Origin of the sequence: Sphingomonas sp. Leaf407, assembly GCF_001425385.1 — a bacterium.
Lineage (GTDB): Bacteria > Pseudomonadota > Alphaproteobacteria > Sphingomonadales > Sphingomonadaceae > Sphingomonas.
In genome coordinates this window covers 134,066-148,097 of sequence record NZ_LMQO01000003.1, presented here as the reverse complement: position 1 = coordinate 148,097, position 14,032 = coordinate 134,066, and the positions used below count along the sequence as shown (strand labels likewise).

The window sequence follows — 14,032 nt, the reverse complement described above, 5'->3', positions numbered from 1 at the left end:
TTCAGCCTCATGCTCGAAATCCTGTCCACCGCCGATTCCCGCCCTGCCCCCGTCCGATCGGTCCGGGTCGATGGCGATGACGACGTCGCCGTCCTGCTCGCTTCGGTCGAGGCGGGCAATGCGGTGGCGGTCGACGATATTATCGTGACCGCCCGCGACGCGATCCCCGCCGGGCACAAGATCGCGGTGCGCGCCGTGGCGCAAGGAGCACCGGTGCGCCGCTATCGCGCGCCGATCGGCCTTGCCCGCCAACCGATCGCGGTCGGCGAACATGTCCATGTCCATAACGTCCGCACCGCGCTCAGCGGCGAGGACGCCTATCGCTACGAACCGGTCGCGGCCGAAGCGGTGCCGGCGCGCGCCGAGCCGGAGTTCATGGGCTATGTCCGCGCCGATGGCAGCGTCGCCACCCGCAACGAAATCTGGATACTGCCGACGGTCGGCTGCGTCGGCCGGCTGGGCGAGCGGATCGCGCAGGCGGCGGGGCCGCGCCATGCCGGGCGGATCGATGGCGTCCATGCGTTCAACCACCCGTTCGGCTGTTCGCAACTGGGTGACGATCTCAACCGTACCGGCGCGATCCTCGCGGCACTGGCGGCCAACCCCAATGCCGGGGGCGTGTTGCTGCTGGGGCTGGGCTGCGAATCGAACCAGCTCGACGCGATGCTGGCGCGGATGCCCGACACGGTACGCGCCAAGGTCGCCCATGTCCGCGCGCAGGCAAGCGGCGACGAATTCGCCGATGGGCTGGCGGCGGTCGATACGCTGGTCGAGGCGGCGGCGTGCGAGCGCCAGCCGGTGCCGCTGTCGGCGCTGCGGCTGGGGGTGAAGTGCGGTGGGTCGGATTCGATGAGCGGCCTGACCGCCAACCCGCTGATCGGGCGGATGACCGACCGGGTAGCCGCCGCCGGCGGCACCGTCCTGATGACCGAAATCCCCGAAATCTTCGGCGCGGAGCGGTTGCTGATGGCGCGCTGCACCGACGAGGGCGTGTTCGACCGGCTGGTCGAGGTGACGAACCGCTTCAAACGCTATTTCCTCGATCATGGCGAACCGGTGTCGGAAAACCCGAGCCCCGGCAACATCGCGGGCGGCATCACCACGCTGGAGGAAAAGTCGTTGGGCGCGGTGCAGAAAGGCGGCGTCGCCCCGGTGAGCGACGTGCTCGATTATGGTGAGGCGGTGCGCCGCTCAGGGCTGTCGGTGGTCGATGCACCGGGCAACGACGCGGTGTCGACCACCGCGCTGGCGGCGGCGGGGGCGACGATCACGCTGTTCTCGACCGGACGCGGCACGCCGCTCGGCTCGCCGGTGCCGACGATGAAGATCGCGACCAACCATGATCTGGCGACGCGCAAGTCGGGCTGGATCGATTTCGACGCCGCCACCGTGCTCGACGACGGGCAGGACGCGGCGGCCGACGCGCTGATCGCCCGGATCGTCGCGGTCGCCTCGGGCGAACCCGCGCGCAACGAGACGAACGACGAACGCGCGATCGGCATCTGGAAGTCGGGGGTTACGCTTTAGGTGGCCGGTCCACGCTGATGGTCTTGGTCTGCCCGCTATGACGGGACAATTCCAAGGTCGCTTGCTCAAACGGCGCCATACCCCGCCGCAACTTTTGATCCGGGCGTCACAGCGTCAAACCTATGCGGCTCGTCGGTGATGCCCCCGCCATTCCTACGCCTGCACCCGCTCGCGCGGCGGGTTCTGTCGCTTCAGCAGGACTTTTCCGACCTGCACCCCGGTCCGTTCCACGCAGCGTTCCAGTACCGTCGCAAAGATCGCGCTAGCAAGAAGGCTGACCATAGCGATGACAGCCAATGGCAGTCGATCGTCGAGCAGAAAGAAGGTCAACCACGCGACCGGCAGATGAACCAGATACAAGCTGTATGAAATCCGGCCGAGATACTGCAAGATTTTCCCGTCGAGCACAGCCGCGAAACGGGCGTTCGCGATACTGGCGATGATAATCAGTGAGCCCCAGATTGCCAGCGCGAGGTCATCATGAACGTACCGCGGTACCGCCATCGACAGGATCAGTAGCAGGACCACTGCGGTGGTCGGCACCCGGATCGTACGGTTGCGCATCACGAATAGGGCCGCCAACATCCCAGCGCCGAAACAGGGCAGATAATGCAGCGTTATGAATATATCCGCACCCAGATACCCGGCGATCAGATAGTCCGGCTTCAACCCAAGCGCGGGCAATATCGCGAGCGATATTGCATACATGACTGCGGACAGCCCAACAAAACTTCGTGGGAAACGGCACAACAGCAACGCCATTAGCGGAAATACAAGAGAGAACCGCATCTCATGAACCAGGCTCCACGACACCACATTAAAGCGCGTGTCGCCTTCGACCGCGAATATCAACGAAACGGTCCGAAAAATGGATGGTGCTGATAGATCGGCACGCGGTGGAACTTGCTTGGCCCATGATGCCGTCCATTGAGCCGCATCCATCGAAACAAGAAGCGTCAACGCTAAGACCGCCAGATAGACGGCAATGTACGCCGGATATATCCGAAAGATCCGGCCAACCAAGTAACGACCATAGGGTTTCGGCTGATCGGGCCGATGCGATACGAACAGAACAAAACCGCTCAACGCAAAAAATACCAGTACTGCGGGGTGCCCCCACATGATGAATGCACGAAGCGCCTTCAGTTGAGCTCCCTGCACTTGTCCTATATCGGCCCAAAGATAGGCGATATGATGCATGCAGACGGCCAACGCCGCTATCCCCCGGATCGAATCAAGCGCGGGTATGCGTCTGCCATAGGTATCGCGTAGGTCGGCTTGCATCTGTTCCCCCCGGAATTTCAGGAGAGGGATATACATCAAGCCACTTTGCTCCACGAATAATTTGTGCGGGCGGCAATACGGTCCTGTCGACAACCGGCCAGCGCTCGACCCTGCGATAGCTTGGTTTGGACCGCTACCGCATAAGTCGGTACGTTTTGTTCATACCGTGGATTCCGCTTCCCTGATGTTCAGCAGTTGGTTTTCAGTACGTCGCGATAGTGTTTTGCCTTAGCCACATAAACCGCCGCCGACAGCCTCAACCCGGCAAGCTGTTCGTCGGTCAGCGTCCGTACCGCCCGCGCCGGGCTGCCTACGATCAGGCTGCCGGGCGGAAAGCTCTTGCCCTCCGTTACCAGCGCGCCGGCCCCCACCACGCAATCGTCGGCGATCACCGCATGGTTCAGGATCGTCGCGCCCATGCCGATCAGCACGCGGTCGCCGATGGTGCAGCCATGCAGGATCGCGCGGTGGCCGATGGTGCAATCCTCGCCTACCGTCAGCGGCGCGCCGGGGTCGCCGTGCAGCACCGCGCCGTCTTGGATGTTGCTGCGCGCGCCGACCACGATCGGGCCATTGTCGGCACGGATCGTCGCGCCGAACCACACGCTGGCCTGCGCGCCCAGCCGGACCGCGCCGATCAGATCGGCCGACGGCGCGACCCACGCATCGGCGGCGAGATCGGGGGCGGCATCAGCGAGGGCATAGCAGGGCATGCCACCGATGCTATCACCGCGCGATCACCGGGGCGAGCTTCGCGCGCAGCAGCGAGTCGAACCGTTCGACCGAACAACGCTTCGCGCAGCCGGGGATCGGCAACGGCCGGTCGACGACGACTGCTCCGCCCGAGCGGATCATGTTGAGTGGCTGCACCCGGTACGACAATGTCACGAAGCTGCCGCGCGCGTCGCGGCGGCGGGTGAACACCAATGCCCCGCCCGGGGCCACGTCGTTGCGCGCAAACCCCGGCGCATCGAGATCGACGCCAAGCGCCGCACCCAGCGCGGTGACGTTGGTGTCGTGGCCGATCAGCGCCTCCAGCTTGGGTCCATCAGACGCCCCGAGCGTCGCCAGCATATGCGCGCCGATCGGCCCGGCCTGATGCGCCGCCATATACGGGCTGCGGGTGAACACGTCGAATAGCGCGGCGTGGAGCGCGCCGATCCGGCGGATCGTCGCGGCATCGGCGCGACCGAAGCCGACGTCGCGGATCGGCATGCCCTCGGCATATTGCAGCAGGATCACCTGCGCCGTGCCCGAGGTCGCGCGGATCGGGCCGGTGAACTCGATTCCCCGCCCGTTCGCGCTGGGCTTGAGCGTCGCCGGGCCGGGCGTGCTGCATCCGGCGGGGCTACCGCAGCCGAGCACGCGGTCGAGGTCGCAGATCGCGCCGGCATGGCGCGCGGTCAGCGCGTTCACCCCGCCGGTATAGGCGGTGATCGCCGCCACCGCCTGCCCCGCATCGAACGCGGTGGCCCCGGCACGCAACGGTTCGAACAACGGATCGACCTGCGGCGCGGTCAGATGCCCGACCGGCAGCGCGCAACCGGGGGCAAGGCCATCGGCATAGGCGCGGCCGGTGGCGATCGTCCGCTCGGCGGTATTGGTCCAGATGCGCACGTCGCCGGGCGCAGGGCAGCCGGTCGTCGTCAGCCAGCGCCGGTCATGGCGACCGATCTGGCGGATCGCCGCCGCGCCATGCGGCGTCAGATGCTCCGCCGCCACTGGCCAGCCGGGCCAGCGACCGTCAACGCGGGTGTCGGCGGGTGCCTCGCCGTCGATCGGCGCGCGGACGCCGTGCCGCATCAGCAGCACGACCCGCTCGATCGTGCTGCCCTTGGCGGCGACCGGCGATGGGGCAATCGCCAACATGGCGCCGAGTACGACGGCGGAGCGGAACGGCATCAAGAAACTTCCTTCTCGTTGCGTCCTCCCGGCGCGAGCCGGGAGGACGCACAGGCTTACATCTTCATCGTCAGGCTGAACTGGAATACCCGGCCGGTCTTGAGATAGCCGCCGTTGCGATCGTTCGAGATATAGCGCTCGCTCTTGCCGACGGTCGCCCAATAGCTGTGCTGGTCGAGCAGGTTACGCGCCGACACGCCGATTTCCAGATTGTCGGTGACTTCATACGCCGCGCCGAAGTTCAGCTCGCCCACCGGCTGGACATAGATGTCGGGCTGGCTGTCCTGCACCGCCGCCAGGATCTTCCCGGTGTAATTGTACCACAGGTTGGTGCGGAACGCGCCGCCGGCATAGAACACCTCGGCATTGTAGATCAGGTCGGGTGCCTGCGGCAGCGCGCTGGTGCGCGTGGTGCGCACGCCGTTCAGCGGGATGACATAGGACGCCTCGGTCTGCTGATAGGTGACGTTGCCGCCCACGCCGAAATTACCGAGAAAGGCCGATCCGACCATGTCGCCGACGGTGAAGCGGCCCGATGCCTCCACGCCTTTGGCCTTGCCGCCACCGCCGTTGATCGGGCGGGTATAGGTGATGCCGTCGATCGTTTCGCCCGCCGTGCGCGTCGCGGTGTTCACGACGAAGTTCGACAGATCCTTATAGTAGCCGGCGAGCTGGAAATAACGGCCGACGCCGCCGTAATACTCGACGCCGACGTCATAGCTCCATGCCGATACCGGCTTCAGGTCGGGATTGGGCTGGCTGATCGCGATGATCGCGTTGTTGCGGCCCGGATCGCGGGTGATCCGCGTCGGACCGGCGATCAGGTCGAACGATGGCCGCGCATAGCTCGACCGCGCGGCACCGCGCACCACGATACGGTCGTTCGGCTTCCACGCCGCCAGCACGCTGGGATCGACATGGTCGTAATCACGACCGGCCGAGATGAAGCGCGCGCCGTCGGCGTCGTTCAGATAATAGGTCGCCCGGAAGCCATTGTCCTCATAGCGCACGCCCGGCATCACTTCGAGCGCGCCGAGTTTCAGCGTGGCCGTGGCATAGAGCGCCTTGCGCTTCTCGTTGCCGTCGAGCAGCCCCTGGTTGATCGTCGTGGCCGACACCGGGATCAGCGGCACATAGTCGCGCACCTGCGCGTCGAGCTGCGCGCGCGACAGCACTTTCAGCGGCCGCGCGGGATAATAATCGAGGAAGTCCTTCAGGACGTACCCCAGATACTGGTTGATCGACGGTCCCTGCACCGTGCCCGACTGCAACGGTGTCAGGAAGCGATAGCGGGTATTGTCCGGCGCGAGGTTGCGGCCCTTGCGGTCCGAATCCTCGTACAGCCCGCCGACCTCGACATGGCCGAGGAAGCCGTCGCCGTCCCAGCCGATGCTGGCCTTGGCGGTCTTCTTCACCTCGTTCAGATAGTCATAGCCGCTCTGGACATAGAGCTGCGTCGGCCGGTCGAGCGAGGAGACATAGGCGATCGCGCCGTTCGACAGCACCGGGCGCGGCGACTTGCGGTTCGACAGGTCGACGTTGACGCCTTCGGTCGCGGCACCGGTATTCCCGGTCGCGCCGTTGTACGCGATGCCGCGGAACGCCGCCTCGATCCGGGTCGGCTGATCGAAACGCCCGTCGGCATAGGCCCCTTCGAGGTTCGCGAAGAAACCGTCCCAATGCGTCTTCGCGCCGACCTGTGCCGAGAACAGTTCCTGCTCGACATCCTCGGTGCGGAAATAGCTGGCCGGATTGATACCCTGCGGGTTGTAGATCCCCGCCGCGTTATAGGCACGGGTCGTGCTGCCGTTGCGCAGCGTCCGCAACGGGTTGCCGCTCGACTGGCCGCTGGTCGTCTCGTTGCGCAGGCCGGTCTGGTTCATCGTATTGGTGTTCAGATAGGTCGCATAATTCACGCGGCCGTACAGTTCGATCGCCTCGCTCCGGAAATCGAGCGATCCGGTCGCGCCATAGCGCTTGATCTTGTTATTGTAGAAGTTCCACTGCACGCCATTGGCCGACAATGCGTTGGGATTGTCGCGTGCGGTGCCGACATCGAAATTGGTCGTCTGGTAATCGCTCTGCACCGCCGTCGATTCGGCGGCGTTGCCGCGCTCCTCGAAATAGCCCGCCAGATACACACCGAACTGGTCGTCGGTGCCGAACCGCCGCGCGGCGTCGATGCCGATCGCGCCACCAAACGCTTCCTGCTCGCGGTCGAGCGCGAGGCCGGCAACCTGGCCCAGCACGCGGGCGCGGGTGAAGCTCTGCGCGAAGTCGAACGCGGTCGGGGTGCGCAGGTCGATGATGCCGGCGATGCTGTCGGCATCCTTGGCGGCACCTGGGGTCTTGTCGGCGGCGATCCCGCCGATCGCGAACGGCGAGAAGAGGTTGAGCGAGATCGCACGGCTGCTGCCCGCCGTCTGCGGCAGGCGTAAGCCGTCGAGGGTATAGGCGTTGTAGCCGGTGTCGAACCCGCGAATGGTGACGAACTGGGCTTCGCCGGTCGCGCTCTGGTTGCGGCCCTGATCGCGGCTGACCGAGATGCCGGGCATCTGCTTGGCGAGGTCGGCGATGCCGGTCTGCGAATGGATCGCGACGTCGCCGGTGGTCACGATGTCGATCGTGCCGATCGCGGCCTGTTCCTCGTTCAGCGCGCTACGCTGGCGACGGCCGTTGACGACGATGTCGTCGGTCAGCGATTCGCTGGCGGTCTGCGCGCTCGCCTCGGCGGTGGCGGGCGACGCCTCCTGCGCGAAGGCGACGGCCGGCAGCGTCAGCGCGGCGATGGCGACGCCGGTCGACAGGACAAGCGCATGGGCGCGCTGCCGGCGTACCGGCGACGGTTGGAACGACGTCATGGATTTCCCCCCTCGGGACTATGTCTGGGATGCCGGGGCTGTTCCCCGTTGGATGGCGCGCCTAACGCTCGTTTGCGTAGTTTTTGTGACGAAACGGCGTTGGTATACAGAAATACCATCGGTATTTGTGGGAATGGCAGGGATTGCCGATGATATATTGATGATATTGCCGCATGGCGGTTGCGCTCGACCATGTAGGCGATATGCTGGACACCGATGATGAAGCGCCGCGACCGCCGCCAGGAAATCCTCGACCTGCTCGCGCAGGGCGATGCGATGGGCATCCACGGGCTGGCGCAGGTGCTGGCGGTGTCCGACGAGACGGTCCGGCGCGAACTGCGGCTGCTGGAGAGCGACGGGCTGATCGAGCGCATCCATGGCGGTGCCCGGCTGGCGAAGTCGGTCGAGGAAGGCCCGTTCGAGGCGCGGCTCCACCGCAATGCCGCCGCCAAGCAACGCATCGCCGCCGCCATCGCGCGCGGGGTGGCCGATGGCGATTCGCTCTATCTCGATGCCAGCTCGACCGCGTTCCACGTCGCGCAGGCACTGAAGGGCAAGCGCGACCTGACCATCGTCACCAACGCGCTCGACGTGGCGGCGGAGCTGGGCGGGCGCAGCGGCAACCGGCTGTATCTGGCGGCGGGCGAGCTGGACGATCGCTACCGCGCGTTCTTCGACGAAACGGCGCGCGCCTATCTGGCGCAGTTCCGGCCCGCCGCCGCGATCGTGTCGACCGAATCGGTCGATGTCGTCAGCGGCTTCACCGACTATCACGTCGGCGAAGGCGCGCTGTGCCGACAGATGATCGCCCAGTCGCGCTTCGTCACCATGGCGCTCGATGCGTCGAAATTCGACCGGACCAGCGTGGTCGCGGTCGCCACCTTCGCCGACATCGACCGGATCGTCACCGACCGGCCGATCGATCCGGCCTATGCCACCGCCGCCGCCGGTGTCGACTGGATCACCTGCGACTGACCCCTGTCCCGGAGCCTTCCTTCGTGTTCACCCGCCTGACCCTGTGCCTGTTGCCGGCACTCGCGCTGATCGCCCCCGCCGCCGATGCGCGCGACCTGACGGTGATGAGTTTCAACATCCGCTATCCCAGTCCCGACGACGGCCCCGACCGGTGGGAAACGCGCGCGCCGATCGCGATCGACATGATCCGCGCGCAGGATCCCGACCTCATCGGCACACAGGAACTCTATCAGCGGCAAGGCGATGCGATCGTCGCCGCGCTGCCCCGCTTCCGCTGGTTCGGACGCGACCGGCGCGGCGCGCATGCCGACGAGCATATGGGCATCTTCTACCGCAGCGACCGGCTGCGGCTGGTCCGAAGCGGCGACTTCTGGCTATCGGACACGCCCGATCGGGTCGGCAGCAGTAGCTGGGGCGTCGACCTGCCGCGCATGGTCAACTGGGGCATGTTCGAGACACTTGGAAGCAAACCCCGCCGCTTCGTGCTGTTCGACACCCATTTCGCGCACCGCGATACCGACGACGACGCGCGGCGCAGGTCGGCCGAGTTGCTGCTGTCGCGTATCCCGGCGATCGCCGGCACACTGCCCGTGATCGTCACCGGTGACATGAACGCGACGCCCGACAGCGCCGCTTATGCCGCCTTCGCCGCCAGTCTGCGCGACGCATGGACCGGGGCGGCGACCCGTGACGGACCCGAGCGCACCTTTCACGGCTTCACCGGCACGGCGGACCGGCGGATCGACTATATCTTCGTGCGCGACTTCACGCCGCTATCGGCGCGGGTCGTGACCCACAACCGCGCCGGGCGCTACGCCTCCGACCATTTCCCGGTCGTGGCGACGCTGCGCCCGGCGAAGTAGCTCAGCCGGTCCGTCGGACCAGCCAGATGGTATCGCCCGCGTCGTCGACCACGAAGATCGCCCCATCGGCGCGGGTCTGCACGCTGACCGGGCGGCCGTGGACCGTGCCCTTGGCCTTGTCGGCGATGAAGCCGGTCAGGAACGGCTGCGGATCGCCGGCCGGGCGACCATTGGCGAACGGAACGCTCAGCACGTCATAGCCGCTGAAGTCGGCGCGGTTCCACGATCCATGCCGCGCGACATAGGCGGTTGGTGCCCCCTGCTTGGCGAAGGCGATGCCAAGCGCGGCGGCATGCGGCCCGACCGCGACGTCGGGCAGCAAGGTGGTGGCGAGCAGTTCGCGCTTCTCGTTGGCGTGGCGCGGGTCCTGCTTGCCGTAATAGCTGTAGGGCCAGCCGTAGAAGCCACCCTCGCGCACGCCGACCAGATAGTCGGGGCTGATGTCGTCGCCGATTTCGTCGCGCTCGTTCACCGCCGTCCACAGCGTCGCGGTGCCGGGGACGAAGTCCATCCCCACCGGATTGCGCAGGCCCGAGGCATAGAGCCGCTCGCGCCCGCTGGGCAGGTCGATCGCGAGGATCGCGGCGCGGCGCTTTTCCTCGTCCATGCCATGTTCGCCGACGTTCGACGCCGACCCGACCGAAATGTACAGCGTGCGCGCATCGGGGCTGAGCAGCAGGTTGCGCGTCCAGTGGTTGTTGTATCCGCCCGCCGGCAGCGTCACGAGGGTACGCGGCGCGGCGGTGATCCGCGTGTCACCCGGCGTATAGGGGAACACGACCACGCCATCGGTGTTGGCGACGTACAGCTTGCCATTGGCATATTGCATCCCGAACGGCTGGTTCAGCCCGTCGCGCAGCACGAACCGCTGTTCGGCGACGCCGTCGCGGTCGGCGTCGCGCAACAGGGTGATGCGGTTGGCGCTGAACCCGGTCGTCTTCGACAGCGCCTGCCCGCGCGCGACTTCGGGGTCGGCGTCGAGCTTGGGCAGCGTCCTTGCCTCCGACACCAGCACGTCGCCATTGGGCAGCAGCAACGCCTGGCGCGGATAGTCGAGGCCGCCGGCGAACTTCACCACCTGCCACCCGGCGGGTGCGGCGGGCTTGCGCCCCTCGGGCCAGCCGATCGTGACCGGATGGTTGACCACCGATTTCGTCGCATAGGGCTCGGGCTGCGCCTTCAGCCCCGGAATGGGTTTCGGCGCTTGCTGCGCGGACGCGGCGGTGGCGCACAACGCGGCCACCGCCGCGCCCAGGATACGGAGTTTCATCGCATTTCCCCTGACTGTCATGGCGGCGACAACCGGGGGCGGCGGCGCGGGGTCCGCCGGCAACGAAAAGATACGCGCTTGGGTACGCGAACCATCCTCCCCGCGCCGCAGGGAAGAGGACGCCCGCTATTCGACCGTCACCGACTTGGCGAGGTTGCGCGGCTGGTCGACGTCGGTGCCCTTGGCGACCGCGACGTGATAGGCGAGCAACTGCACCGGCACCGCATAGACGATCGGCGCGATCAGCGGGTGGACCTTGGGCATGGTGATCGTCGCGATGCAATTGTCGCCGGCTGCCTGAATGCCGTCATAGTCGGAGATCAGTACCACCTTGCCGCCGCGCGCCTGCACTTCCTGCATGTTGCTGACGGTCTTGTCGAACAGCGGCCCCGACGGCGCGATGACGATCACCGGCACATGCTCGTCGATCAGCGCGATCGGCCCGTGCTTCATCTCGCCCGCCGCATAGCCCTCGGCATGGATATAGCTGATTTCCTTGAGCTTGAGCGCGCCTTCCAGCGCCAGCGGATAATCGGTGCCGCGCCCGAGATACAGCACGTCGCGCGCCGCTGCGATAACACCCGCCATCGCCTCGATCGATTCGTCATACGCCAGCGCGCCGTTGATCGCCGCCGGCGCCTCGGCCAGATGCCGCACCAGCGCGCGCTCCTCCGCCTCGCTCAACCGCCCCTTGGCCTTTGCCAGATTGGCCGCCAGCGCCGCCAGCACCGCCAACTGGCAGGTGAACGCCTTGGTCGACGCCACGCCGATCTCGGGGCCGGCATGGGTCGGCAGCAACAGGTCGGCCTCGCGCGCCATCGTGCTGGTCGGCACGTTGACGACGGCGGCGATCACCTGCCCCTCGGCGCGGGCATGGCGCAGCGCCGCCAGCGTATCGGCGGTCTCGCCCGACTGGCTGATGACGATCATCAGCCCGCCATCCTCCATCACCGGCGTGCGATAGCGGAACTCGCTGGCGACATCGAGGTCGACGGGAACCCGCGCGAACTGCTCGAACCAGTATTTGGCGACCATCCCGGCATAGAAGCTGGTGCCGCAGGCGACGATCGTGACGCGCTTGATGCCCGACAGGTCGAAATCGGGGATCGGCAGCGTGACCTTGCCCTCCAGCCGGTGAAGATAGGCGCGCAGCGTCTGCGCGACGACGATCGGCTGCTCGTAGATCTCCTTCTGCATGAAATGGCGATGGTTGCCCTTGTCGATCAGCGCGCCGGTGACGCCCGACAGCGTGACCGGCCGCTCGACCGCCACATTGTCGCGGTCGTATACCTGCGCGCCGTCGCGGGTGCAGACGACCCAGTCGCCTTCCTCCAGATACGCGATCCGCTGCGTCAGCGGCGCCAGCGCCAGCGCGTCGGAGCCGAGATACACCTCGCCCTCGCCATAGCCGACGACCAGCGGCGATCCCAGCCGCGCGCCGATCAGCAGGTCGGGATGCTGGCGGAACAGGATCGCGAGCGCGAACGCGCCGTGCAGGCGCGGCAACACCGCCTTCACCGCATCGGAGGGAGCAAGGCCCGCCTCGACCTGCTCGCTCACCAGATGCGCGACGACCTCGGTATCGGTTTCGCTGGTGAACACCCGGCCGCGCGCCTGCAGTTCCTCGCGCAGCGGCTTGAAATTCTCGATGATGCCGTTGTGGACCACCGCGACTTCATCGGTGGCATGCGGATGGGCGTTGTTGGTGGTCGGACCGCCATGCGTCGCCCAGCGGGTATGTGCGATGCCGACGTCGCCCGGCAACGGATGCGCCGCCAGTTCGGTCGCGAGGTTCTTCAGCTTGCCCGACGCGCGCCGCCGCTCGATCGCGCTGCCATCGATCGTCGCGATGCCCGCCGAGTCATAACCGCGATATTCGAGCCGCTTGAGCCCGTCGAGCAGCCGGTCGGCCACCGCTTCGGTCCCGATGATTCCTACGATGCCACACATGTGATTCTCCGGGACTGTCGGTGATTATTTCGCGGTCTTGGCGGCCTTGGCCGCCTTGCGCTGGGCTCGGAAGCGCGCCGCCCAGCCGGGGCGATCGGTGCGCTCGGCACGGACGAGCGTGAGTGCATCGGCCTCGACGTCGCGGGTCACGACCGATCCGGCGGCGACGATCGCCCCCGCGCCGATGGTGACCGGGGCGACGAGCGCGCTGTTCGATCCGATGAACGCGCCCTTGCCGATCTCGGTGCGGTATTTGAAGAAGCCGTCATAGTTGCAGGTGATCGTCCCCGCGCCGATGTTGCTCCCCGCGCCGACGCTGGCATCGCCGAGATAGGTCAGGTGGTTGGCCTTGGCCCCCTCCCCCAGCACCGCGTTCTTCACCTCGACGAAATTGCCGACGCGGCTCTTTTCCTTCAGCACCGCGCCGGGGCGCAGCCGCGCATAGGGGCCGACATCGGCGTGGGCGGCGACGGTCGCGCCCTCCAGATGGCTGAACGCATGGATCATGACATGGTCGGCGATCGTCACGCCGGGACCGAACACGACGTTCGGCTCGATCGTCACGTCGCGCCCGATGACCGTGTCGTGCGCGAACCACACGGTGTCGGGGGCGATCAGCGTTGCGCCCTCCGCCATCGCCCGCGCGCGGCGGGCACGCTGCCACTCGCTCTCCAGCGCGGCGAGTTCGGCGCGGCTGTTGACCCCCGCCACCTCGACAGCGCCGGTTTCGATCACCGCCGATCCGCGCCCGTCGGCCGCCGCCAGCATGACGATGTCGGGCAGATAATATTCGCCCGCCGCATTGTCGTTGCCGACCCGTGCCAGCAGGCCGAACAGATCGGCGGCGCGCACCGCCATCAGCCCCGAATTGCACAACGTCACCGCGCGTTCCGCTTCGGATGCGTCCTTATATTCGACCATCCGTGCGATCCGCCCGGCATCGTCGGCGATCACCCGGCCATAGGCACCGGGGTCGGCCGGGCGGAAACCAAGCACGACCACCGCCGGCGCATCGTCCCCGTGCAGCCGGTCGAGCATCCGCCGCATCGTCTCGGCGCTGACCAGCGGCACGTCGCCATACAGGACGATCACGTCGCCTTCGAAGCCCGCCAGCGCCGGCGCGGCCTGCAACACCGCATGACCGGTGCCCAGTTGCTCCTCCTGCGCGACGATCGTCGCGCCCAGCGGCGCGACCGCCGCCGCCACCTGCTCGCGCCGCGCGCCGACGACGACGGCGGTGTGCGCGGGCGACAGGCCGGCGACGCTGTCCAGCAGATGCAGCAGCATCGGCCGCCCGGCGATGGGGTGCAGCACCTTGTGCAGATCGGACTTCATACGCGTGCCCTGGCCCGCAGCAAGGACGATGGCGGCGACGGTGTTCGGTTCCATGGCCGAGCATC

General features: G+C 66.9%; 10 protein-coding genes. 3 read left to right on the top strand and 7 right to left on the bottom strand.

The annotated features are described in order from the left end of the window. The first annotated feature begins 9 nt into the window (after positions 1 to 9). A complete protein-coding gene (locus tag ASG37_RS10105) occupies positions 10 to 1,527 on the top strand; it encodes a UxaA family hydrolase (RefSeq protein WP_055759236.1) in 1,518 nt (505 codons plus the stop codon). Between the two features lie 153 nt (positions 1,528 to 1,680). On the opposite strand, the gene ASG37_RS17345 is transcribed toward ASG37_RS10105, so the two are convergent. The 4 genes from ASG37_RS17345 to ASG37_RS10085 all read right to left on the bottom strand — a co-directional run bounded on the left by ASG37_RS17345 (position 1,681) and on the right by ASG37_RS10085 (position 7,574). Further along, entirely contained in the window at positions 1,681 to 2,847 is a 1,167-nt protein-coding gene (locus ASG37_RS17345) for an acyltransferase family protein (protein WP_082448225.1), read from the bottom strand. A gap of 152 nt (positions 2,848 to 2,999) precedes the next feature. Further along, positions 3,000 to 3,524, bottom strand: a complete 525-nt coding sequence (locus tag ASG37_RS10095) for a gamma carbonic anhydrase family protein (protein ID WP_055759231.1) — start codon at positions 3,522 to 3,524, stop codon at positions 3,000 to 3,002. 13 nt (positions 3,525 to 3,537) lie between these two features. Next, positions 3,538 to 4,680 carry a histidine-type phosphatase gene (locus ASG37_RS10090; protein ID WP_162233460.1) on the bottom strand — a complete coding sequence of 381 codons (1,143 nt, stop codon included), beginning with the start codon at positions 4,678 to 4,680 and terminating at the stop codon, positions 3,538 to 3,540. Between the two features lie 89 nt (positions 4,681 to 4,769). After that, positions 4,770 to 7,574 carry a TonB-dependent receptor gene (locus ASG37_RS10085; RefSeq protein ID WP_055759226.1) on the bottom strand — a complete coding sequence of 935 codons (2,805 nt, stop codon included), beginning with the start codon at positions 7,572 to 7,574 and terminating at the stop codon, positions 4,770 to 4,772. Between the two features lie 216 nt (positions 7,575 to 7,790). Here ASG37_RS10085 and ASG37_RS10080 point away from each other — a divergent pair, with 216 nt between their 5' ends. After that, on the top strand, positions 7,791 to 8,549 hold the full coding sequence (locus ASG37_RS10080) for a DeoR/GlpR family DNA-binding transcription regulator (protein ID WP_055759222.1): 759 nt from the start codon (positions 7,791 to 7,793) through the stop codon (positions 8,547 to 8,549). Between the two features lie 23 nt (positions 8,550 to 8,572). After that, a complete protein-coding gene (locus ASG37_RS10075; protein WP_055759220.1) occupies positions 8,573 to 9,412 on the top strand; it encodes an endonuclease/exonuclease/phosphatase family protein in 840 nt (279 codons plus the stop codon). A gap of 1 nt (position 9,413) precedes the next feature. On the opposite strand, the gene ASG37_RS10070 is transcribed toward ASG37_RS10075, so the two are convergent. From ASG37_RS10070 to glmU, 3 genes are all read right to left on the bottom strand, one after another. Beyond that, positions 9,414 to 10,682 (bottom strand): PQQ-dependent sugar dehydrogenase, encoded by a 1,269-nt coding sequence (locus ASG37_RS10070; protein WP_055759217.1) that lies wholly within the window; start codon positions 10,680 to 10,682, stop codon positions 9,414 to 9,416. A gap of 126 nt (positions 10,683 to 10,808) precedes the next feature. Continuing rightward, positions 10,809 to 12,632, bottom strand: coding sequence for a glutamine--fructose-6-phosphate transaminase (isomerizing) (gene glmS / locus ASG37_RS10065; RefSeq protein ID WP_055759215.1), 1,824 nt, complete (start codon positions 12,630 to 12,632; stop codon positions 10,809 to 10,811). Between the two features lie 24 nt (positions 12,633 to 12,656). Then, a complete protein-coding gene (gene glmU, locus ASG37_RS10060) occupies positions 12,657 to 14,021 on the bottom strand; it encodes a bifunctional UDP-N-acetylglucosamine diphosphorylase/glucosamine-1-phosphate N-acetyltransferase GlmU (protein WP_055759212.1) in 1,365 nt (454 codons plus the stop codon). Positions 14,022 to 14,032: the final 11 nt, after the last annotated feature.